23 protein-coding genes, 1 tRNA gene and 4 pseudogenes are annotated in these 21,020 nt (G+C 67.5%); 9 read left to right on the plus strand and 19 right to left on the minus strand.

Features of this window, described 5'->3' with window-relative positions; genetic code table 11:
* Positions 1 to 130 precede the first annotated feature (130 nt).
* Positions 131 to 481: a helix-turn-helix domain-containing protein gene (locus ABZ824_RS27095; protein ID WP_356966216.1), complete on the minus strand. Its 351-nt coding sequence runs from the start codon at positions 479 to 481 to the stop codon at positions 131 to 133.
* Between the two features lie 144 nt (positions 482 to 625).
* On the opposite strand from ABZ824_RS27095, the gene ABZ824_RS27100 reads away from it, so the two are divergent.
* The 3 genes from ABZ824_RS27100 to ABZ824_RS27110 all read left to right on the plus strand — a co-directional run bounded on the left by ABZ824_RS27100 (position 626) and on the right by ABZ824_RS27110 (position 3,223).
* Entirely contained in the window at positions 626 to 1,495 is an 870-nt protein-coding gene (locus ABZ824_RS27100; RefSeq protein ID WP_356966218.1) for an NAD(P)-binding domain-containing protein, read from the plus strand.
* Positions 1,496 to 1,628: 133 nt separating this feature from the next.
* Positions 1,629 to 1,713: transfer RNA gene (locus ABZ824_RS27105), tRNA-Leu, on the plus strand.
* Positions 1,714 to 1,984: 271 nt separating this feature from the next.
* A complete protein-coding gene (locus tag ABZ824_RS27110; protein ID WP_356966220.1) occupies positions 1,985 to 3,223 on the plus strand; it encodes a site-specific integrase in 1,239 nt (412 codons plus the stop codon).
* 115 nt (positions 3,224 to 3,338) lie between these two features.
* Here ABZ824_RS27110 and ABZ824_RS27115 read toward each other — a convergent pair whose 3' ends face one another.
* Positions 3,339 to 3,650, minus strand: a complete 312-nt coding sequence (locus tag ABZ824_RS27115; RefSeq protein ID WP_356966222.1) for a hypothetical protein — start codon at positions 3,648 to 3,650, stop codon at positions 3,339 to 3,341.
* Between the two features lie 176 nt (positions 3,651 to 3,826).
* Here ABZ824_RS27115 and ABZ824_RS27120 point away from each other — a divergent pair, with 176 nt between their 5' ends.
* Both ABZ824_RS27120 and ABZ824_RS27125 read left to right on the plus strand, forming a co-directional pair.
* Positions 3,827 to 4,132, plus strand: a complete 306-nt coding sequence (locus tag ABZ824_RS27120; protein WP_356966224.1) for a hypothetical protein — start codon at positions 3,827 to 3,829, stop codon at positions 4,130 to 4,132.
* Positions 4,129 to 4,347, plus strand: a complete 219-nt coding sequence (locus tag ABZ824_RS27125) for a hypothetical protein (RefSeq protein ID WP_356966225.1) — start codon at positions 4,129 to 4,131, stop codon at positions 4,345 to 4,347. The genes ABZ824_RS27120 and ABZ824_RS27125 overlap by 4 nt, the downstream gene beginning before the upstream one ends.
* Positions 4,348 to 4,498: 151 nt before the next feature.
* On the opposite strand, the gene ABZ824_RS27130 is transcribed toward ABZ824_RS27125, so the two are convergent.
* Both ABZ824_RS27130 and ABZ824_RS27135 read right to left on the minus strand, forming a co-directional pair.
* On the minus strand, positions 4,499 to 4,762 hold the full coding sequence (locus ABZ824_RS27130) for a hypothetical protein (RefSeq protein WP_356966227.1): 264 nt from the start codon (positions 4,760 to 4,762) through the stop codon (positions 4,499 to 4,501).
* 589 nt (positions 4,763 to 5,351) lie between these two features.
* Positions 5,352 to 5,567: a hypothetical protein gene (locus ABZ824_RS27135; protein ID WP_356966229.1), complete on the minus strand. Its 216-nt coding sequence runs from the start codon at positions 5,565 to 5,567 to the stop codon at positions 5,352 to 5,354.
* A 458-nt stretch (positions 5,568 to 6,025) separates the two neighbouring features.
* Here ABZ824_RS27135 and ABZ824_RS27140 point away from each other — a divergent pair.
* Positions 6,026 to 6,335: pseudogene (locus ABZ824_RS27140) on the plus strand (IS256 family transposase); the annotation flags it as partial.
* A gap of 83 nt (positions 6,336 to 6,418) precedes the next feature.
* Here ABZ824_RS27140 and ABZ824_RS27145 read toward each other — a convergent pair.
* Positions 6,419 to 7,936: a hypothetical protein gene (locus tag ABZ824_RS27145; RefSeq protein ID WP_356966231.1), complete on the minus strand. Its 1,518-nt coding sequence runs from the start codon at positions 7,934 to 7,936 to the stop codon at positions 6,419 to 6,421.
* A gap of 190 nt (positions 7,937 to 8,126) precedes the next feature.
* On the opposite strand from ABZ824_RS27145, the pseudogene ABZ824_RS27150 reads away from it, so the two are divergent.
* A pseudogene (locus ABZ824_RS27150) lies at positions 8,127 to 8,530 on the plus strand (IS1634 family transposase); the annotation flags it as partial.
* A gap of 263 nt (positions 8,531 to 8,793) precedes the next feature.
* Here the strand turns inward: ABZ824_RS27150 and ABZ824_RS27155 are convergent.
* Entirely contained in the window at positions 8,794 to 8,967 is a 174-nt protein-coding gene (locus ABZ824_RS27155) for a hypothetical protein (protein WP_356966233.1), read from the minus strand.
* Between ABZ824_RS27155 and ABZ824_RS27160 the strand changes: the two are divergent.
* Both ABZ824_RS27160 and ABZ824_RS27165 read left to right on the plus strand, forming a co-directional pair.
* Positions 8,920 to 9,036, plus strand: a pseudogene (locus ABZ824_RS27160) (IS3 family transposase); the annotation flags it as partial. The gene ABZ824_RS27155 and the pseudogene ABZ824_RS27160 sit on opposite strands and share 48 nt — an antisense overlap.
* Positions 9,037 to 9,108: 72 nt before the next feature.
* Positions 9,109 to 9,390 carry a hypothetical protein gene (locus ABZ824_RS27165; RefSeq protein WP_356966235.1) on the plus strand — a complete coding sequence of 94 codons (282 nt, stop codon included), beginning with the start codon at positions 9,109 to 9,111 and terminating at the stop codon, positions 9,388 to 9,390.
* Between the two features lie 32 nt (positions 9,391 to 9,422).
* Here the strand turns inward: ABZ824_RS27165 and ABZ824_RS27170 are convergent, their stop codons facing one another.
* The 13 genes and pseudogenes from ABZ824_RS27170 to ABZ824_RS27230 form a co-directional block, all read right to left on the minus strand.
* Positions 9,423 to 10,304, minus strand: coding sequence for a GNAT family N-acetyltransferase (locus ABZ824_RS27170; RefSeq protein ID WP_356966237.1), 882 nt, complete (start codon positions 10,302 to 10,304; stop codon positions 9,423 to 9,425).
* Positions 10,301 to 11,266, minus strand: coding sequence for an aspartyl/asparaginyl beta-hydroxylase domain-containing protein (locus tag ABZ824_RS27175; protein WP_356966239.1), 966 nt, complete (start codon positions 11,264 to 11,266; stop codon positions 10,301 to 10,303). Before ABZ824_RS27175 ends, ABZ824_RS27170 begins: the two co-directional genes overlap by 4 nt.
* Positions 11,263 to 11,640 carry a DUF5990 family protein gene (locus tag ABZ824_RS27180; protein WP_356966241.1) on the minus strand — a complete coding sequence of 126 codons (378 nt, stop codon included), beginning with the start codon at positions 11,638 to 11,640 and terminating at the stop codon, positions 11,263 to 11,265. Before ABZ824_RS27180 ends, ABZ824_RS27175 begins: the two co-directional genes overlap by 4 nt.
* Positions 11,637 to 12,137: an ankyrin repeat domain-containing protein gene (locus ABZ824_RS27185; RefSeq protein ID WP_356966243.1), complete on the minus strand. Its 501-nt coding sequence runs from the start codon at positions 12,135 to 12,137 to the stop codon at positions 11,637 to 11,639. The genes ABZ824_RS27180 and ABZ824_RS27185 overlap by 4 nt, the downstream gene beginning before the upstream one ends.
* 32 nt (positions 12,138 to 12,169) lie before the next feature.
* Positions 12,170 to 12,538 carry a VOC family protein gene (locus tag ABZ824_RS27190; RefSeq protein ID WP_356966244.1) on the minus strand — a complete coding sequence of 123 codons (369 nt, stop codon included), beginning with the start codon at positions 12,536 to 12,538 and terminating at the stop codon, positions 12,170 to 12,172.
* Between the two features lie 49 nt (positions 12,539 to 12,587).
* A complete protein-coding gene (locus tag ABZ824_RS27195) occupies positions 12,588 to 13,520 on the minus strand; it encodes an aspartyl/asparaginyl beta-hydroxylase domain-containing protein (RefSeq protein WP_356966246.1) in 933 nt (310 codons plus the stop codon).
* 14 nt (positions 13,521 to 13,534) lie between these two features.
* Entirely contained in the window at positions 13,535 to 13,804 is a 270-nt protein-coding gene (locus ABZ824_RS27200) for a hypothetical protein (protein ID WP_356966248.1), read from the minus strand.
* Complete coding sequence (gene rfaE2, locus ABZ824_RS27205; protein ID WP_356966250.1) at positions 13,801 to 15,315, minus strand: D-glycero-beta-D-manno-heptose 1-phosphate adenylyltransferase; 1,515 nt, start codon at positions 15,313 to 15,315, stop codon at positions 13,801 to 13,803. The genes ABZ824_RS27200 and rfaE2 overlap by 4 nt, the downstream gene beginning before the upstream one ends.
* On the minus strand, positions 15,312 to 16,928 hold the full coding sequence (locus ABZ824_RS27210) for a carbamoyltransferase C-terminal domain-containing protein (protein ID WP_356966252.1): 1,617 nt from the start codon (positions 16,926 to 16,928) through the stop codon (positions 15,312 to 15,314). The genes rfaE2 and ABZ824_RS27210 overlap by 4 nt, the downstream gene beginning before the upstream one ends.
* Positions 16,925 to 18,046, minus strand: a complete 1,122-nt coding sequence (locus ABZ824_RS27215) for a glycosyltransferase family 9 protein (RefSeq protein ID WP_356966254.1) — start codon at positions 18,044 to 18,046, stop codon at positions 16,925 to 16,927. Before ABZ824_RS27215 ends, ABZ824_RS27210 begins: the two co-directional genes overlap by 4 nt.
* A 374-nt stretch (positions 18,047 to 18,420) precedes the next feature.
* Positions 18,421 to 18,639: pseudogene (locus tag ABZ824_RS27220) on the minus strand (MbtH family NRPS accessory protein); the annotation flags it as partial.
* A gap of 11 nt (positions 18,640 to 18,650) precedes the next feature.
* Positions 18,651 to 20,012 (minus strand): condensation domain-containing protein, encoded by a 1,362-nt coding sequence (locus ABZ824_RS27225; RefSeq protein ID WP_356966256.1) that lies wholly within the window; start codon positions 20,010 to 20,012, stop codon positions 18,651 to 18,653.
* Positions 20,009 to 21,013, minus strand: a complete 1,005-nt coding sequence (locus ABZ824_RS27230; RefSeq protein WP_356966258.1) for a TauD/TfdA family dioxygenase — start codon at positions 21,011 to 21,013, stop codon at positions 20,009 to 20,011. The genes ABZ824_RS27225 and ABZ824_RS27230 overlap by 4 nt, the downstream gene beginning before the upstream one ends.
* Positions 21,014 to 21,020 lie beyond the last annotated feature (7 nt).

Raw genomic sequence — 21,020 nt, forward strand, 5'->3', positions numbered from 1 at the left:
CGCGCCCGGTTAGGCGTCAATTACCTACGGTGTGCACAAAATTAACTCAAGTTACCAACTAGTAGCTTGATCTTCCGCTGAACCATGTTGCCCAAGTGAAACATTCACTTTTGAAGGATTCACTTCCGAGCTACTCATGCACCCGCCGCGCGCCGATCCGATCGATCCGCTCCCGCCCCCACGCACCCAGCGGCTCCAGCGCGGTGTTCAGCGCGACACCGATCTCGGTCAACCGGTACTCCACCCGCGGCGGCACTTCCCGATAGACGGTCCTGTCGACGATGCCGTCCTCCTCCAGCTCCCGCAGCTGCTGGATGAGCATCTTCTCCGAGACACCGGGCAGCCCCTTGCGGAGCTCGCCGAAGCGCCGAACCCGGTGGTTGTCCAACTCCCAGAGAATCAGCGCCTTCCACTTGCCGCCGACGACATCCATCGCCGCATCGATCCCGCAGAAGTACGGCCCCGACCGCTTCGAGCCCATCGTCCACCCTCTCCACCTGTTCACAAACCATTCGGTAAGTACCCCACAAAATAGTAGGTACTTGCCCGCCCGCCGGTCGTCGAGCAGTCTTGATTTCAGCGCGCTGACCAGGACCTTCCCGACCCCAAAGGAGCTGAACCCGCAATGGCGGAGACCACGAAGACCCCGGTGACCATCCTGGGACTCGGCGCGATGGGGCAGGCGCTCGCCGCGACCTTCCTGAAGGCGGGGCTGCCGACCACCGTGTGGAACCGCACCCCCGGCAAGGACGCCGACCTCCGCGCCGCCGGAGCCACGAGCGTCGCCACCATCGCCGAGGCGATCGACACCGACGGCCCGATCATCGCCGTACTGCTCGACCACGCATCAGTGCACGCCACCCTCGACCCGGTAGCCCACCGACTGGCCGGACGGCAACTGATCAACCTCACCAGCACCGCCCCCAACGAGGCCCGCGAACTCGCCGCCTGGGCGGCCCGTCACGACTGCGAGTACCTCGACGGCGGCATCATGGCGATACCACCCATGATCGGACAGCCGGGCGCGTCCATCCTCTACAGCGGCTCACAGACGGTCTTCGACGCACACCACGAATCCCTCGAATTACTCGCTGCCGCAGAACACTTGGGCGACGACGCAGGCCTCGCCTCGACCTACGACTTCGCCCTGCTGGCGGCCATGTACGCCATGTTCGGCGGCTTCCTGCACGGCGCGGCCATGATGCGGTCGGTCGGCGTCCCCGCCGCCGAATTCGGCCGGCGAGCCGCCGCATGGCTCAACGCGATGACCCAATCCTTGCCGCACCAAGGCGCCGTCATCGACACCGCCACCTACACCGAACCCATCCAGTCCATCGCCTTCCACAAAGCCGCACTCGACGCGATCAACCGCGCCAGCCGCGACGCCCACGTCACCCTCGACTTCATCGCCCCCTTGAAAACCCTCCTCGACCGCCAAGTAGCCGACGGCCGAGGAGCCCTCGGCTTCGAACGCACTTTCGAAGAACTTCTCTGATCCGTCGTGTGGGCCGCACTCCTTCCACCAGTGCGGCCCACACGCCCGCCGCCCGCAAACGCTCAAGAATCCGCAGGTCAAGCCGCGATTTGGTCCACACGGAGATGATCCGATAATCTTGCTGGGCACACCGGTCCGGGTGGCGGAATGGCAGACGCGCTAGCTTGAGGTGCTAGTGCCCTTTATCGGGCGTGGGGGTTCAAGTCCCCCTCCGGACATTCAATGACACGGTTCTGTGGCAGATTTGCCACAGAACCGTGTTTTTTTTGGCCTTTAACCAGGCTCCGGACCCGTTTTCGGCGGCAGGATTGCCGCGCGGTGGTGTCATTGAACGGCTCGGACACGGCCCTGGTGTCGCTGTGGCTGACACGAGGGATCCGTCGCCGTGGCTGCGCGCGGGCCTGTATCCGTTCCCCGTGGCAGAGCATGTCCGACCCGGATCACCTTCAGCCCGATGACCTGGGTAGAAGTCGTCACGGTGGATCTGGCTTGAAGATCTTGACCGTGCTGTGGCGAACATCGGATGATGGACACCTGACAGTGGTGATGGTCACCGCGAGCCGTGAAGTATTCCCGGTTCGAGCCGGTCGGTCGACCACCCGGTCCAGCGCAGTCGGCGCTGGTGCCGTCCCCGAGCGTCTTCCAGCCAATCAGCCCTGCCGTTCGCGGGCACCGTCACTTCACCTCGTGTTGAGGAGCACCGTGAGTTTCGACGAAGTCCCCATCACACCACCCCCGCTCCCCCATCAGCCGCCGATACTCGACCGCAGCGCCGGGGATGCCGGCCGCTCACCGGCTGGTTCTCCCCGGCTCGGTGAGTACATCGACCGGGTGCGTAGGAAGGTCCCGCCGAAGACGCTGAGGACCTACGACTCGGCATGGCGTGCGATCAGTCAGGTATGGGGCGACCGAGTGTTGAACGAGCCGACGGCGAGGGAGATTGAAGAGCTGATGGATGCGCATCAGATCCGTTCCCGCGCTCGCGCCAACTCCCGTGGCGGAGAGTCCGCCGCGGAGAATCTGCTGTCGGCGTTACGGCACATCTACAAGCACGCCGAACGTGACAGGCTCATCGATCCCTCCAGTAATCCCGCGGCGGCAGCAAGGCTTCCAGGCCGACGCGCCGGCAAAGGCGATGTTCTGACCAGCGAGCAGCTGCGGGAAGTTATTCGCGTTGCTTCTTCGACCGGTGATGACCCCGAGCTGGACCAACTGATCGTCCACCTGCACATCCAAACCGCAAGTGACCGGCAACCTGTCATCGATCTGGCGCTTCACGACCTCGACCACGACAACTGCCTGGTGCGGTTGCGGACGCGCGGCGGCGGGTTTCACTGGCATCCGGTCTCGCCCCGCCTGATGGCCGCGCTGGGAAGGCATGTCGAACGTCGCGGAGGTGTGAACGCTACACATCGCGTACTGCGTAAACGAAACGGCCGGCCGATCAGCTACAGGCGCTACGACGGGTTGTGGATGCGAGTCCGCGAGAACCTGCCGTGGGCAAAGGAATTGGAGGTCACCACCTACTCGATCACGGAGACCGTGCGTGTGCACGTCCGCCAGTTGTTCGGGGAGACGGTCGAGCGGGTCTATATCGGCCAGCACCACGACGACACCGCTGTACTAACCCACCTGCGTGGTGATGTCATCGAAGCACTCATGACGATCACCGGCGAACCCCACCCCCTTGCCAGGACCAAACGGCCCCAGGGCTCACCGGGTCGGTAGACGAACGCGTCAGAGGACTCCAGCGAACCAACCTCCCGTGGGATCAAGTCAACTGCGCCGATTCGCGGGCCGGCTGAGCATCCACGCGGGCGCGGCGGTGTACGACACCATTGCTCTAGCAGATCACCGAGCTGGTCGACGCCGCCCCGCACAGCCGCGAGGACCAGCGCCTGCGCTTCGAGATGTCCTCGATGACCGATTCCCTGTTCAGCGTCGCCGCCGGATCGCCGGGAACCAGCGTGGAACTGGACCGACAGCAGTACACGATCAAGCGCACCGAACTGGGCAAGGCGCTGGCCCGCGCGGGCCTTGATCCGGACGTGCAGCAGCGGATCCGGACCTCGTCGACGACTGCGCCCGCCAGGCCGGGGAACTCGGCCGCGATACTGCCGCGCGTCGCCAGCAGTGGGGGCAAGACCGCCAACATCGTCGCCGCCCGTGACGACGCGATCGCGCAGCGCCAGGCCGCGGCCGCCGACCGCAGCCCGAGCCCCGCTTGGGACGCAGCTGCGCGAGCAGGCCCGACCGTGCCGCGTAAGCCGCCTCCCCTGCCCCAGCCCGTTCGGCAGCACGGCGGCCGGTGCACACGTCGGGGGTCCAGCGGTGACCGACACCGAAGCCGTCGACTTGCACGTCATCGCCCGCCTCGACGATCCTGCTGGTGCGGTCGCCGATCTCTACGCCTGCGAGTTGTTCTACAGCGACGACGGGAGCGTCTACGGCCGTCACGTCAGCTGCCGGTGGGAATCCGTTCCCGCCGCCCCGGGCGCCCCGGTCAGTCTGGACGCGCTCGACGACGCGCTCACCGCCGCCGGGTACACCCGCACCGGTGAGTGGCGGAAGACCACCAGCTCCGGTGCGGTGCGGTACTTCACCGTCGCCACGATCGGAATCGAGGACATCTGGTGACGACACCGCAGAGAACCCGGCTGCGTGCGCTCGCTGTGTGGTGGCGCGGCCTGCGTCACGAGGTCGTGCACGCGCGGCGGCTGCGGCGGGCGCTGCTGCGCGCCGACCTAGCCGGGCGGGGTATGGCGCACACCACGGCAGGGACGCGGTCACCGTGCGTGTGGACGGGCTGCGGTTCGACGTGTACTCCGGGCTTCGCGAAGACGCCCACTTGACCTGGGTGGTCGACCATCCGCACGCCGAACTCGACGACGAGCACCCCGGCCATGAGATCGGTCGTTGCCGCGGCTTCCGCTTAGCAACACCGACCGCGGCCGCAACCGCACCAGCGGGTCACCGACCAACCATGCCTGCTCGCGCCAGTAGTCACACGCGGCGCGCAGCGCGGCCAGGCGCACGTTGAACGTCTGCGCCGACGCCTCCTCCAGCGGGTGCGGAACCGGGCCGCGACCCGGTCCGGATCCAGCAGCGCCGGATGCAATCCGCACCGAACTCGGAGACCAGCGCGGTCAGCGCGGTGCGGTAGCCGCGGCGGGTGTTGGCGGCGGTCACCGTGTGCAGGTACGCCTCGATCGCGGCGTCGAGGCGCATCCCGGCCCGCAACGGGCGCACCACCCGCGACTCACCCATGCCGAGCCGCCGTCTGGGGGCCGGGTGTGGAGTTTTCCGCCGTTCGATTCATCGGTGTCTCCCGGCCCAAGTCGTAGATGTCGAGAGCCTGTTGACGTCGTTGCCGCAGCTGCAGGCCACCCACTTCTCGCCCCCGATGCAGCAGCCCGTGGCGGTCGCACTCTTCATCCAGTGAAGCGGTGTAAGTCTCGGCGTCTACCGCCTCCGTGCGCACACCATGGGTGAGCTGGTGAGCTGCATCCGGTCGGTGTACGCCGCCCCACAGCTCAACAGCGTCGCTCCTGGGTGTCCAGAGGACGAAGACGGCGACTTGCCAAGACGTCTCTGGGCCACTGGGTATGGGTATGGGTGAGTACAGCGCCTCGATCAAGAAACCCCAGCTCACAGGCCATTCCAGATGGAACACAAATGGAAATTGGGGTATGGTGGCTGTACCCACATGGGTAGCCATGGGTGGTTATGGGTAGGTACCCAGTGCCTACTCACGTGGTGTCCACAGCCCCTGGAACGTGGGAAAGGGCCCGGAGCCACTGTTGGTAGCAGTGGCCGAGCCCTAACCCGTGCAGGAGAACTGTTCGCGATCTCGCTGTCAGAGGCCGATAATCGCGTGCAGAGCCCAAGCCGCCAGTTCGGTGGTCACCTTGACCGCCGGGCTGGCGGTGACGTTTTCAGCCACATGCGGCAGGTACCGCGTCGCCAGGTCCACAACGTTCGTCACGGTGCGCAACCAGAGCGCGAGCTCCAGCCACTTCTTGACGGTGCCGTTCCGGTCGGGCCGGGACGGGTTCGACTGGGGCGCCTCCATAGGCACCACCTCCATCATCATCCTGCGTGTATCCGCCGACGTGTCGCGACGGATGGAGCCGCCCCACGAAGTGGAGGGGCTCTAGCAGTCGCGGCTCGCGCGAATGGGCACGCACAGATGCGATTTCGATGGGCTCAGAAGAGCCGGCCGAACAGGAATGAGTTTACAGCGGCCGCCGACTTACAACCCACCTCCGACATCTCTCTCCAATCCACCTGAACTTCGACACTGGCTGCTGCGCAAGACGTCGAAAGCCCAAGCTGGTTCATTGTTTCTGCACCGCGGATCCCTTGCAGCGTGAGATCACCGCCAGCGCAGGGTCGGCCGAGCCTTCGTCCAGTGCCTCGTCCTCGTCCGCATTGCTCGACGTAGGTGGTCACGATTCGCGGCGCGTGGAATCTCAGCCCCTTCGTCGAACCCTGCGGCCACGGCTCGCTCAGTTCGGGCGCTCTCCTTAGGAGTTCTACCGGTATCCGGCCAAACACTGGATCCACCTGCGCACCACCAATCCGATCGAGTCGACCTTCGCCACCGTCCGACTACGCACCAAGGTCACCAAGGGGCCGGGCTCCCGCGCCGCCGGAATCGCCATGGCCTACAGACTGATCGGGGCCGCCCAATCCCGCTGGCGCAAGTTCAACGCCCCCGAACTGGTCGCGCTCGTGCGCAACGGAGCCCTGTCCCACAACGGCAAAGCTCCTCGAACGGCCCGTCGACATCACACCGACCAAACCAGCCGCCAACTCATCCGGACAGGAGGTCGCCTAAAACATACCGATCCACAGCCTGTGGATAGGCCTACCCGCGGCCCCTGTTTTGATCAGGTGTCCGTGACCGCCCCGATGCACCGTTCACCTATAAGTAGGTTTTGACAATATCTCTCGATCGCCTTCGCGATCGGTCCACCGCACGGAAAATAGCTCGTGCAGCCAATTTCTGAGAGGAGGCCAGGTCACCACAAGATCGTGGCTCAGCTGTATCTTGTAGCGGTCTATGGTGATCAGTCGTGCTCCGACCATGATGCCGAGCACCCCTGCTGCGTCGCTGACCAATTCCGGCGCATCCTGGAGGGGGATGCGCCGACGGATGTACCCGATATCTGTGTGGACATCGACCAAGAGCAACAGGATTCGCTTCGCCTCGGAACGTTCGCGGCGAGACATCGCTGTCCAGGCGGCTTCGGCCATTGCGTGGACCACGCCCTCGGCTCCGCCCAGCCTGCGGTAGCTGTCCATATCACTACGCACTCCGCGCAGGTTCGAAGCCATCGAACTCAGAGTTCGTGCGAGGATCGGCAATTCGCCCGGTTCGCGTCCGAACTTCTCTGCATCGCCTCGTATTCCACAAATTGTCGCGATCAGTGCCTCCTCGACGCCCGAGGCGTCTCCTCTGCTCTTCTTGCCCATGCCCACCTGAATGAATGCGCGGAGCTCGGCTGTGGTCATTGGTTCGAGTTGGTACCGTCGATTTTCCAAAGCGTCGGCCAGCAGTGGGTAGCTGTAGCAGCTGGGGATGTAGCTGCTACGCAAGCAGATCAGCACAACCACAACCTCGGCCAGTTCCGCCAGCAGCGCAACTATCTCGTCTCTGGCAGCCGACGGAACCGAAGCGGTGAAGATCGCCTCGAATTGGTCGACGACGACCAATCCGGTGATGCCCGCCGGTACCTGATCCGTTGACACCTGCCCCCGCTGGCCCCTATCTAGGTGGCGGAGTTCGGAGAGAATCGATGCAAGTGTCGACACCGAATCACGACTTATGACGGTGGAGCGGACCGAAAACGGCTGTGTCTCACTCTCCTCCAGTGCAGGCACCAGGCCGGCCGCGAGCAACGAGGTCTTGCCGACCCCGCTTGCACCGGTTAGCGTAATCACGCGGTCCTCTCGTCCTCCTCCCGTCGCGTCACCCACCATCTCTGTCAAAGATCTGATCGCAGTCTCCCGACCGGAGGGCAACGCCAGGCTCTCCGGAGGACAGGACGCGACCGCAGACGCCCGCTGCTTCCGCCTGTCGCGCAACGTGTTGGTTCGAGCGACCTGTACCCGGTCCCATAGTCGCTTCCACTCTCGCACGTTCAGTGCGACACCAGTTACATTGCCACGTCTACGAGCGGCGTCGATGAGCGTCAGCAGCACTGGATATAGTGTGTCGAACCGGGCTGGCACGTTCCGGCCGGCTTTCCAGTCACTGATCCGCTGGGCCGTCACCAATACCGAACCACCTGGTGCCCGACCCGCCTGAGCCCTGTATTGCGCCTTCATAGCCAGCGACCGCAGTGATGGACGGCCCGCCGCTTCATACAGCACGTTCAACTGTTCCACGAACGCTTCCCGGGGCGACACCGGACCACGGTTTGCCAACTCGACCATCTCAGCATTTGTCATTAGTAACCCCCACCGGAGTCTGTCCGGTTCAATCCCGCCGAGCGTTGTGCCCGGCCCCTACATAGACTTCGACGCGCCGCAGGCCTATCCGGTTCCTCTGGTAGGCAGGATTTTTCGCTTGAGACCATCCCGCCGAGACCACGCACCCGGACCGCCTCGTCAAGGTCTCATCGCAGACCTGACCGGCACCGACATGGTCGTCGCCGCCGATGCAGAGATACTGTCGGTGACGAACCTCACCGCACTCGACGAGGCCGCTGCAAGTTCATCGTCGGGTCTCGGCAAGTCAAAGCGCCAGGCGATCTGGCCTCCCACTTCATCGACACCGTCACACCCCGGCGCGCCGGGACCACGGTCAACAGCATCAACAAGCGTGCCGAACCGGTCCGGACGCCCACCGGCGAGAAAGCACGGCGAGCGGTCTGGCACTACAGCGCGGCACGCGCCCGCCGCGACACCATCACCCTCAACGCCCAGGAAGCGCAGGCGCGGGCAGCGGTCGACGGCAGCAAACCCGCGAAATCGACACGGTTCGTGAAAGTCGCCGGCACCGACCGATCGGTGGACGAGGCATCCCTGACCAGGGGGCGATCCGCTCAGCGACCGCCGCGCCCCAACGCGGCGAATCGGATCGACCTACACGCGCGAAAGCAGTCCGAAAAGCGCGTGTAGGGGCATGTGGGGCCAGCTCCGGGGGAGCTGGATCAGAGGTGGTATCCCTCGCGAGCCGTGGCCGTGCGGCGTTCGACTCCGAGGGGTGAACCGCGAGGGATTCCGATTCCCCACACCCTCCCGCCACGGGATTGCGGCGGATGCAACGTGAGTGAGGGGCGGGGAAGTCTTCACATACCGGCGGCGGAGAGCACCGGTAATTCCGTGGTCACGGCGGCGGCGTCCTCGGCGCGTTTCATCGCCATCAGCACCGTGCGCAGCGACGCGACCAGGGCTAGACCAAAAGGCTGGCAAACGCGATCTTTGAATACCTGGAGATGTTCCACAACCGTCGCCGCCGTCATTCGACTCTGGGTATGCTGTCCCCGATCGAGTACGAGATGATGCAGTCATCCATCCAACCCGTGGCCTGAAGTCCACTATGTCGACTCCACGAAACCGGGGAACATCAGATCTTCGCGGGCGGCCAGTCGGGGGTGCGGCCCATGCCGATGCTCGGCCAACTCGCCCTGGCCACCGCCGCCCTGCGCAACTACGCGCTCACCCTGAACGCCGCACTCGCCGACCGCGGCGTCTACGCGGGCACGCTCACGATCGGCGGATTGGTGGAACGCGGCGACATCCACGCGATGGTCACCGCCGACCCCGCGAAATACGGCGCCGCCGACGGCCACACCCTCGACCCGGACCACCTGGCCGACGCCGCCTGGGATATGTACCGCACCCGCGACCGCGCGAAGCGGGTATTCGACGCCCTCGGCGGGTGACAGTGGCCGTGGACGCCCCGCGGCCCGATCGCTCAGGCGGGCGCGGAGATCACCAGCCGATGTCCGTCCGGGAGTTCGAAGACGAATTCTCGAGTACCCCAGGGCTGTTCGGCGGGCTCCTGGATGATCGAGCTCTCGGCGTCGACGGCCCGAGCGTATACCGCCTCGAAGGCGGGACCGACCTCCACGGTGAGTATGACGTCCGACTTCGGCGGTTCGTTCGAGCGGATCAACCGAATTCGCGGACCGACGCTCCACGGACTCAGCGTCATTCCCACCACCACCGCGGGCTCCCCTACCGCGTAGCGCGTTTCGGCGTCGAGCACACTCGACAGCAGGCGTTGCGCGGCGGCCACGTCGGTGACGGCTACCACCAGTTCGGTGTTCAGTACGGTCTGCGATTCCCGCTCCCTCGATCGCCCGAGGACGACCACCTCATGCGGCTGCGGGCGATGCGGGTAGCGCTGGGACAGCCGGCCGCGGTCGGTGAGTCCGATGCGCCGCGCCACCGCGAGCGAGCGGACATTGGTGGCCTCCACCCAGGCTTCGACGCGCTCGAGGTCGTATTCCGTGAAGGCGTGGTCGATGACGGCCGCCGCGGCTTCGCCCGCGAAACCCTGGCCCCAGGACGACCTTCGCAGCAGCCACGTCAGGCCGGGGATCCCGACTCCGCCCAGCAGCCCCGCGATGCCGAGCGGATCGTCCTCGCCGGTGCGCCGGATGGTGAAGATGCGCGCACCGTCCCCACTCGCACTCTGCGCCAACTGGTTTCGAGTGGCGGCGACGTCCTCGCACACCGGCGTATTCCACCACCGCATGACCTCCGGATCACCGAACCCTCGGTGCAGACCCACCGCGTCCCGATCCGGATCGAACGCGGCGAGGGTGAGCCGGGCGGTATGGATGGCGCTCACGAGATGGGCTCCTTCGCAACGGTATTCGGGTCGGCACGACGCCACACCACACCGTCGCCGTGCGATTCGGCGCCGGTGGCGCCTGCCAGGTTGAGGTAGCGCTGTAGTTCGCCGCGCAACCCCGGATCCGGGTACATGACCAATTCCTGTCCCCGCGCCTCGACCCGGTCGATCCGCAGTTCACGCACGAACTCGGCCGCCTGCTCCTCGAAGCTGCGGCGTTGCGTGAGCAAGCGCTCACGGCGCTCGCTGTCCAGCTCGGGATGGAAGACGTCGAGGATCAGCACGATCCGATCCTCGGTGCCGCGATGCCATACCTCGTGCTCGAACGCGTCATCGAACACCAGGCATTTTCCTTCCTCCCAGCGCATTTCACGGTCCGCGACGCGCAGAGACGGCCCCGGCGGCACGATGATCGGGAAGTGGACGCGCAGCACCGCGTTCGTGGGGCCGCAGTGCGGGGTGATGTGGGTACCCGGCGTGAGTCGAGAGTAGCTGACCAACCCGGGGCCGAGGGTGGTGATGTCGGGGATCCGCGCCACGATGTCGGCGGTGACCGGGAACAGCGCGCAGATGTCGTCCTGCCTCATGCCGGCACGGAACAGATGCGCCTGCTCCCATTCGCCCCGGCGGATCAGCGCGCGCTCCTCGGCGGTGGGCCGCAGCGGATCGTGTGACGCCCGCAGCACGCGCTCCAGCTCGTCGCGAATCGGCCGGTAGTTCTCCTCGAGCAGGCCGATGAACCAGAACTGCGCAGGGTCGTGGATCGGCGCCACGCTCAGTCCCGGGAAGTGGTCGCGGGCCCGCTGCATCGGATGCGTCCAGACGCCCTGCTGCACAGCCTGTTCGGCGCATTCCGCAGCCTGTTCGGGCCTGCCCGCGTAGTGCCATGCGTCGATCAGGCTCGTGTACTGCTTGCGCAGCACCTGCATGAGGTAGGCCTGGATGCCGACATCGCTCATGGTCCGGGCCGCCAACCGGCGGAATCCAGACGGGCGCGGGTGGACGATACGTCGACCAACGTGGCTCGCAGGCGCGTGCCCCGCGCGGGCGCCGAGGGCGGGAGCATGATCTTGCACCGGCGTAACCAGCCGGAACCATCCGGGTTCGGGGTGCTCAGATACAGGAATCGCTGACCGGGCGTGCCGTGGACGAACGGGCCGGAGAAATCCGGATCGCCTTCTCGGCCCGCGCGCACATCGAGTTTCGCCGCGTAGCGCACACCTTCGCCGTCGCGCTCGCCGGAGGTGAGCTCACCCGATTTGTCTTGCAGGCCCGCGGTATCCGCGACGCGGCCGTCCGAACAGTACAGTTCCACCCGCAGCACCCGCGTCATGGCCGATCCGTCGCTTCCACGGAGGCGACCAGGTCGAGTTCGTCCGGCACGGCGAAGCCTAGTGCGCGAGCGCAGAATTCGCTCCACTCCGGGGTGATGTCGGACCACAGCACCTCCTCGCCGGGCCAGATCGCGCGGGTGACGCTGAGATCGTCGTGCAGGAAGACCACGGTGTCGTCGGCGGCTCGCGCGCCCTCGGACCGCGACCAGCCGGGAAACTCGCGCAGCGCCGCCACCGTATACGCGCGACAGTAGGGCCGCCAGCCCCGCGCACCCTCGCCGGTCAGCTCCCGTAACAGGCGCGCCACCGCGACCTGCCCCGCCGCGGCCGCGATCTCATACGCGGAGCGGCCGTCCTGGCCGGTGGCACGCGGATCGGCCCCGGCGTCGAGCAGTGCCCGAACTCGCGCCGTATCGCCGGCGGCGGCCGCGCGGTCTAAGGCGCGCCAGCCGTGCTCATCCCGAATTTCCTTGATTCCCGACTCTTCCACGGTCATTCGATGATCCTTTGCCATTCGAGTGGGCCTCGTCAGCCCTCTTCCACAAAATGCACACAATTGCCCGCCGGGTCGCGTAGTGCGAATTCTCGGCCCCACGGATTATCGAGGATTTCGGTGAGCGCCGCACCGGCCTTCTCGAAGCCGACCGGCACGGCGGCACTCCATTCCCGAAACAGTCCGTCCACCTCGCGCACCCGGATCCACGCCTGCGTATTGTCCGGCACCTCTTGGCTTTCCACTGCACTGATATGCAGAACCACATCGTCGCGCGCCACGATGGCGAATCCCTCACCCGCATGCGTGATCGAGAAACCCAGGGTACTTCCCCAGAATTTTAGATTCGAATTCACATCGAGCGCCGTGAGTACAGGAATCGCACCGACCAACGTTGACACCATCGAATGTCCTTTCGGATATGTAGCTCTTTTTAATGTCGAAAACAGCACGTCAACCCCACGTTTGATAGGACAGGCTACCATGACGCAACTCGACTGCGGTAGTTCTCAATTCGCGCAGATAACGACGGACCAAACGGGCGGCACCGCGGTCGGGGAAAAGGGTGATATCGCCGGATTCGGAGGTGTCGGCCATCCGAACCCGGTCGATTCCCAGCTCACGCATGTACGCCGCCATCCGGTCGGCGACCGTCTGCGAACCGGCGGAGAGCCGTCGGTGCACTGCCGGATCCAGTTCCGGATGCGGCACATCCAGCAGCAGCACCACGCGCGGTTCGACGCCGTCGTGCCACACCTCGTGCTCGAAGGAGTCGTCGAAGACCAGACAACGTCCCCGTCGCCAGGTCAGATACTGCCCGCCGACTCGCAGCCGTGGCCCCTGCGGCACGCGCACGCCGAGGTGAACGCGCAGCCGCGCGTTGGATCCGCCGCAGTGCGGCACGATGTGCGCGCCCGGATACAGCCACGACAGCGTCACCACGCCCGCGCCGCTGGTCGCCTCGGGAATCCCGGCGACGATGTCGGCGGTCACCGGGAAGCGGGCGCAGACCTCGTCGAAGCGCACGCCCGCCTCGTAGAAGACCACCTGTTCCCAGCGCCCACGCTCCAACAACGGCTCCTCGACCGGGAGGAATCCCGCGCTGCCCGCCGCGGTCACCGCGTCCACCTCGGCGCTGATCCGCTCCGCATGCTCCTCGAGGTAGGCGGTGAACCAGAACCGCGACGGGTCGAACACCGGGTGCGGGTCCAGTTCGGGCAGGTAGTGCACGGGTCGCTGCTCGACATCACGCCAGATGCCCTGTCGCACGGCCAGATCGGCCAGTTCCCCGGCTGCCTCGTGGTCGCCGTGCTCCTGCATCGCGCTGATCAGCGCGCTGTAGTGCGCCCGCACGGCCTGCTGGCGACTGATCGGTTCGGTACGCATATGGTTCGGCCTCTCTACGCGGCGATTCGGCTGCGTTCCGGATCGAGTCCGGTCGCCGTGGTGTGGGCGAGGTGGTCGATGTACGCGGCATCAGCGCCCCGCCGATCGGCGCGGCCAACCGCTACGGCTCGTCGAGCGCAGAAGTGACACTTCGACGAACAGAACGGACTGTGCCCGTCGCGCGCGAGATCCATATTTCGTTCGCCGCGCACCGCGTCGACGATGCCTGTCGGCGGGCTCTGTGGCGTGATCCGGTCCGAAACGACCGGGCTGGCGGTGGTCATGGGGTGTCTCCCGTTTCCGCGGCGTATCCGGCGCCCCGCGCCGCACGCACGCGCTCGATGATTCCGGAGGTTGACAGCTGTTCGACCAGCGGCAACAGCACCACCTCCCCTCCGAGTCGCCGCACCAGCTCGGCCTCGGGCAGCGCGACATCGGTGTAGTCGGCGCCCTTGACGTACACGTGCGGGCGAATGGTCTCGATGAGATCTGTGGGCCGGTCCCCCTCGAACGGAACGACCAGGTCCACGCAACTCAACGCCGCCAGCACGCGCATCCGCTCCGACAGCGTGCTGACCGGCCGCTGATCCCCTTTGAGCCTGCGCACGCTCGCATCGGAGTTCACGCCGACGACCAACAGGTCACCGAGTTCTTTCGCGCGGCCGAGCAGCGATACATGTCCGCCGTGCAGGATGTCGAAACAGCCGTTGGTGAAGACCACGCGCCGCCCGTGCCGGGCGTTCTCGGCGCATCGGCGCGCGAGATCGCCCAGGTCGGCGATGCGAGCGGTCCCGGATACGCGCTGATCCAGTTCCGCCGCGCGGCACAGTGCGGTTCCGGGGCTCGCGACCGCGATATCCGCCGCCGCCGTGGCGAATTCGGCTGCGGTCGCCGGATCCGCGTGGGCCGCCAGCGCCAGTGCCAGCGCCGCGGTGAAGGTGTCGCCCGCGCCCACCGAGGATCGCGCGCGCTCGGCGCCCGCGTAGGTGCGTACCGGCGGGCGGTCGCGTCCGATCAGCAGCGCGCCGTCGCGGTCGAGGGTCAGCGCGACGTAGTCGGCGCCGGTACGGCTGAGCAGGGTATCGGCGAGCCTGTGCGCGTAGCGCACCCGATCGGCGGCATCGGTGATGTCGGGGCGATCGGCCGTCCGCAACGCCTCGCGGTAGTTCGGCTTCACCGCCGTCGGGCGCAGATCGCGCAAGGCGGCGGGGTCGCGGGAATCCACCACGAGAACCGCGGGTCCGCGCACCCGCCGGTCGGCCAGCGCGTCGATCACCGCGGGCACCAGCACCCCCGAACCGTTGTCCGACACCACGATCGCATCGGCGCGGGGCAGCGCTTCGTCGACGCGCTCGATCACCGCGCGCCCGGAGCCTGCCGAGATGGGTTCCGCGCCACCGTGATCGAGCCGCACCACCATCTGTTCCCCGGCGAAGACCCGATTCCGGACGGGCGTGACCCAGCCCGGTTCGTGGATCGCGCCCGCGGATTCCACCTCGCCCGCGCGCAGCAGGGCCGCGAGCCGGTATCCGGCCGGGTCCGCGCCGAGCACCGTCACCAATTCGCTCGCCGCGCCGAGCGCGTGCGCGTTCATCGCGACATTGGCCGCGCCGCCGCATCGATCGGCCTCGACCCGCACCGTGACCGCGGGCACCGGGGCCTCCCGGCACAATCGGCCGCTGGCGCCGGTGGTGTAGCGGTCGAGGATCGCGTCACCCACCACCAGGAGGCGCAGGCACGCGACATCGTCGAGCAGACCGCGCAGACCGGCTCGCACCGAGGCCGCCGCGGTCACGACGCGCCCCGCTTGCCCACGATGTGGCTGGGGAAGGCCAGATAGTCGAGATCGCACGTCAGCAGGGTCCGCACGGCGTCGGCCGGTGTCTCGACCACCGGCTCACCCCGAGTGTTCAGGCTGGTGTTCAACACCATCGGGATCCTGGTGCGGGCCTCGAACGCGGCGATCATGTCGTAGTACGCGGGGTTGTCCGCCCGCGTCACGGTCTGGATGCGCGAGGTCCCGTCGACGTGTGTGACGGCCGGGACCTCGGCCGCGCGGCGCACCGTGGCCGTGCGCAGCATGTACGGACTGTCGCGCAGGCCGAACCATTCCGTGGCGCGGTGGTTGTGCACCGACGGCGCGAACGGGCGGAAGGTCTCGCGGAACTTCACTCGCGTGTTGAGCCGGTCGGCCATCGCCGGATCCCGGGGGTCGGCCACGATGCTGCGATGGCCCAGCGCGCGCGGCCCGACCTCGCTCGCACCGTCGAACCAGCCGATCACCGCGCCCGCCGCGACCAGTTCGGCCACGCGGTCGGCGCGCAGGCGCGGATCGGAGACCTCCGCTACGACGAGCCGATCGCGGACCGGGTCCAGCGCCCGCCGCACGGCGGTGTCGTCGTAGGTGCGAATCGAATACATCTGTCCGGCGGGAGTGTGCTCGCGACGCGGGTTGCCGAGCACGTGATGCCAGTACCACAGCGCGGCGCCGATCGCGGTGCCGTCGTCGCCGCAGGCCGGGTGGAAGTGGATGCGCTCGAAATCGGACGCGGCGAATGCGGATTCGGTGGCCACGGCATTGAGCGCGGTACCGCCGGACAGGCAGAGCACCTGCTCGATCCCGTGTCGTGCCACGATCGGCGCGAGATCGGTGAATACCGCGGCCAGTTGCCGTTCCAAGCCGACCTGAACGAAATACGCCAGAGCCGCGTTCATCTCCTGTCCGGCCACCCGGACCGGTGCGCGATACCGATCGGCCAGGGCGATCAACTGCTCGAGGTCGACCGGCTCCCGCTCGGGGTCGATCGGCTCGGCGGGCCTGCCGAAGGGAGCCAGCCCCATGACCTTTCCCGCGCCGACGAGGCTGGAGCCGAACAACAGTTCCGACACCGAGCAGTAGCCGATATTGGCGTTGAACCACCGGTCGTAGTCGCGGCGCAGTTCGAACAGTTCGCTGTCGCGGCCGAGGAACGCGCGGCAACCGGTCGGGTCGATCGCCAGCACCGCGGCCGAGTCGAACGGCGAGGTGTAATAGGCGGTCGCGGCATGGATCAGGTGGTGGTCGGGGTTCACCGTGCACGGAATCCGTTGTCCCGCTATGGAGACCGTGGCATTGCACTGGTCGGTCCAGAACTCGATCCAGGTTTCCTTCAGATCCGATCCGTGCATCTTCACGATGTCCGGCGAGTCCATGAGGTGCAGGTTGCACAGCAGCACATGGTCGATCTCGGACAGCTCAAGTCCGGCCTGGCCGAGGAGTTCGTCCAGATCCTCGGAGCGCAGCCCCGGGTGTTTCTTCAACCGGGAGAACCGTTCGGTGTTGACGTATGCCGCGATCTCGCCGTCGCGCAGGACGACCGCAGCGCCGTCGTGATTGAAGTTGATCGAGACAATGGTGCGCACCATCATCGTTGGGTCCTTTCCAGTCGCGTCGCCAGGATCTCGTCCACCGCGCGCCACACGGTGGCGACGGGCAGTTCGGTGAGACAGCGGGGATAGGGGCCGTCGGGGCCGAGATAGCGGATCGAGCAGTCGTATTCGCAGCGACGTTCGGCGACCGCGGCGGCGGTGTGCCGGATCCGACGGCACGACGCGGGCACCGAGACACCCCGATGGCGCGGATATACGCGGGTCCACAGCCATTCGGTGTCGGTGGGTCCGTACAGCACGACCGCCGGTGTCCGCAGGGCGGCGGACAGATGCGCGGGCGCGGAATCGTTGCCGATCAGCAGGTCGGCCGCGGCGAGAAGATTGAGTGTCCGGTTCAGCGGCAGGCCGACCGCCAGTTGTACCGCCGCCGCGGGCCGCTCGGCCCGGATCAGCCGCCGCAGCAGGCTCGATTCGGTCTGTTCGGCGGCATCGCCGAGCAGGTAGGTCGTCGCGCCCGCGTCCGCGAGGCGCACGCACACCTCGGCGTACCGGTCGAGCGGCCAGCGCCGGTTCCAGTGCGGCGCACCGCCGGGATGCACCACGACCAGCGGCCGCCCGACGGCGACATCGACGACCTGCTCGCTGCGCAGAGGCAGCGGCGGAACCGTCTCACCCGGGCGCGGACTCGCGGGCAGCCCGATCGCGCGCGCCAGCGCGCAGGCGTAGTCGTACAGGTCGGAGACCCCGCCCACGGTGCGGCCGGGGCGAATCGGATGGGTGGTCGCCGCATCGCCTTCGCCCCCCGAGAGCACTGCGAGGCGTACCGGTATCGCCGCGTCACGCGCCGTCGTCGCGTCCAGGCCGACGCTGTCGGGATCCACCACGCACACCCGGAAAGCGCCGCGCGCCAGCCATCGCGTGAACGCCTGCCACTCGCGCGCGGCGCGGTCGCCGTCCGGACAGCACACCACGGTGTCGGCGTAGGTGTGCTCGGTCAGGAATTCCGTGTTGCGACGGTAGACGGACTCGCCCACGACCAGGGTGATCTCGGAGGCGGGGTACGCCGAGCGCAGCAGGGCCAGCATGATGTTGCGCTGCACCAGATCTCCGAGTCCCGGGCCGCGCAGATCCGCGAAGACCACGACCCGGGCGGTCATCAAGATGCCCGTTCGAGCCGACCCCGGCCCGCGAGGTCGGGCAACTCGATCACGGCGACGCACCGCACTTCCTCGAAATCCAGGGTCAGGGCACCCGTCAGGCGCACGGTTCCCGTTCCGGCGCCGAGATCGGCCCCGGACAGATCGCAGCCGTCGGCGTCCACGTCGATGCCGAGTTCGGTGCCGCCCTCGGTGTCGGTGAACCGGAGGAAGACGTAGCCGTCGGCGAGTGCCGCTTCCAGGGCCGCCACCATGTTGTCGGGCCGCGACGCGACCTCTACGGGGTGGTCGGCGGCGCACAGTCGATCCACCAGCGACGGCCCGGATGGTTCGGTGAACTCCGCCGCGGCGTCGTCGGCGTCGTGCTCGTGCGCGGCCATGTGCTCGCGCAGACTGCGCGGGCGCATATCGGTCCACACCTCGTCGATGTGGGACAGGCAGTCTTCCATCGTTCCGGTGTGGCCGGTGGCGCGCCAGCCGGACGGGATCTCCTGCTCGGCCCACCAGATCGAGTACTGCTCCTCGTCGTTGATGACGACGTGGTAGATCTGTTCCGGCGCTTCGGTGGTGGGCGTGTCGAGGATTTCGGTCATCGGATTCTCCTTCAGGTTTGTCGTTGGTTCGAGGGGGTCGGCATGGGGGCCAGTGGTTGTCCCGGGTCCGTGATCGCCGTCTCGACGGCGGCGGCGAGGTCGGGCAGCAGTGCGGCGGCGGCGGGATCGAGGTGATGCAGCAGCACCACGGTGCGGTCGGGACCGGATTCGCCCACCCGCAGGTCGAGCCGGGTGCCGTCCCAGTGCGGAGACGCGACCGGCACATCGCCGCCGAGCAGGTCGGCTTCCCGGAACAGTTCGATGGATAGCCCCAGATCCGCGAGGGACCGCTCGCCTCTGGTGGCCGCGCTGGAGGGGGCGGCGCGGCAGATGTGCACGGCCGTGTCCCAGCGCGCGGCGGCGCGGTGTGGGGAGGCGACGCCGGAATCCACCGCGATGTCCACGATGTCGTAGTAGGGCAGGTAGTGCACCAGCGCATCGAGAACAGCGGCTTGCGTGCGCAGCATGATGTCGGCGAAACCGGGCCGAGTCGTCGGCGGCGGAGACACGTCGAGCACCACGTGATCGGTGAACGGACCGAGGATCGGCCCCATCTTCAGGTGCTGACGCAGGTCCACATCGACGCGCAGTCGACCCGATCCGAGGTCGGGGTTCTGCCGCAGCAGCCAGGCCAGCAGGGCGGACAGGCCGAAGGATCCGTTGTCGCCGAGCGCCCCCCTTGCCTCGGTGAACGCCCGCCAGCGATCCCCGGCGAGTTCGAGCCGGGCGGTGTGCGGAGTCCACGACCGCGCGTCCGGGGGGTCCGGGGTCGAGGGCAGCGCGTGCAGACGCCGGGCCCACCAGTCGCGTCGGCTTGGCGGAATGCGATCGATCGCGGCTCGGTGCTGTTCGACCCCCGTGGTGAAATCGGGGATCTGGGAGGCCCGGAACCGGCCGAAATAGGCCTGCCAGATCGCGCCGAGCACTGCATATCTCGACCGCGCGTCGAGGATCAGCTCGTGTGCGACGACCGCCAGCACCACCTCGTGCGCGCTCAGCCGCATCACGTGGAACCGCACCAGCGCGTCGTGTTCGAGGTCGGTTGGCCGCTGCCGGTCGGCGCGCAGGAGTTCCACGGCCCAGGTCCGCGGTCGTTCGCTACCGCGCAGGTCGGTGCGCTGGACGCGCTGCGCCCGGCCGCCGACGCCGTTCAGCGGCAATACCAGTGCGGTGCCGTCGTCGGCGAAGGCGGCGGTGAGCAGGGGTAGCGCGGACACCACCTCCTCGATCGCCCGGATCAGGCGGTCGTCATCGATACGGCCGCTGCCGAGCAGGCCGCGCGCGCCGAACGCGAGGGCGGGCGGCGCCTCTCGGTACCAATGCCACGCGCGCAGCTGCAACGGGGCCGCTGGTAGGTATCCGGGTGTGGTCATGGCCGCACCTCCGAGTCGCGCACCCGCGACCACCGCAGGGCGCCCGCCATACCGACGAGCACGCGACGCGGGCCGGTGAACGGTTCTCGTCCGTGCGCCGCCAGCAGATTGTCGACCAGCAGGACGTCGCCCGCCTGCCAGTCGACAACGGACCGCTCGGCGTCGTAGGCCGCGCTCAGGTGCGCCAGCACCTCGGGTTCGATCGGCGAGCCGTCACCGTAGTAGCTGTTGTTCGGCAGGTCGGATTCGGGCAGTTGGTCCAGCAACGTCTCGCGCAGCGCCGCGGGCAGGCTCAGGACGTGGAAGAAGGCGGCGTGATTGAACCAGACCCGTTCCCCGGTGACCGGATGCCGCGCCAGCGCGGGACGCACCTGACTCGTGCGCAGCCGGTCGCCGGGCAGCCACGCGAGGTCGATATCGTGCGCCGCGCAGTAGTCGCGCACCGCCGCCGGATCGTCGGTGCCGAACGCCTCGGACCACGACACCCCCAGTCCCGCCGCGTAATTGCGCACATAGCAGACGCCGCCGCGAGCGAACCGGTCGACCACCGCCGGATCCAGCCGGGACAGGATCGCGCGGGTGTCCGCGACCGGTGTCGCGCCGCCCGACGCGGGTGGGCGCACACAACAGAACACCAGGGCGCCGGGAAACCGCGCCTGATAGGAGTTCTCGTTGTGCAGGGCGATCCGCTGATCGGCCGGATGGTCGGTGGCGGTGTAGATCCGGTCACCGACCTCGGTGCGGGGTGTGGAACGTTCCAGGTACGGCAGCGGTTCGCCGCTCAGGCCGCGCACCACCGCGCCGAAATCCGATCCCCCGACCCCGAATCCGCGCAACAGCACCGCACCGGCCCGATGCAGCCAGCCGGTCACGCGGTCGCGATGCTCGTGTGCCCACGCGGCGAGGTCGATGCCGTCGTGCACCGGTCGCACGATCAGCGGCGGCCGGGGATTCGCGCCGTTCCGGTCCGGCCGCACCCAGTCGACCGAGTCCACGCTCACCGCCCGA

Source organism: Nocardia sp. NPDC047038 (genome assembly GCF_040644075.1).
GTDB lineage: Bacteria > Actinomycetota > Actinomycetes > Mycobacteriales > Mycobacteriaceae > Nocardia > Nocardia sichangensis.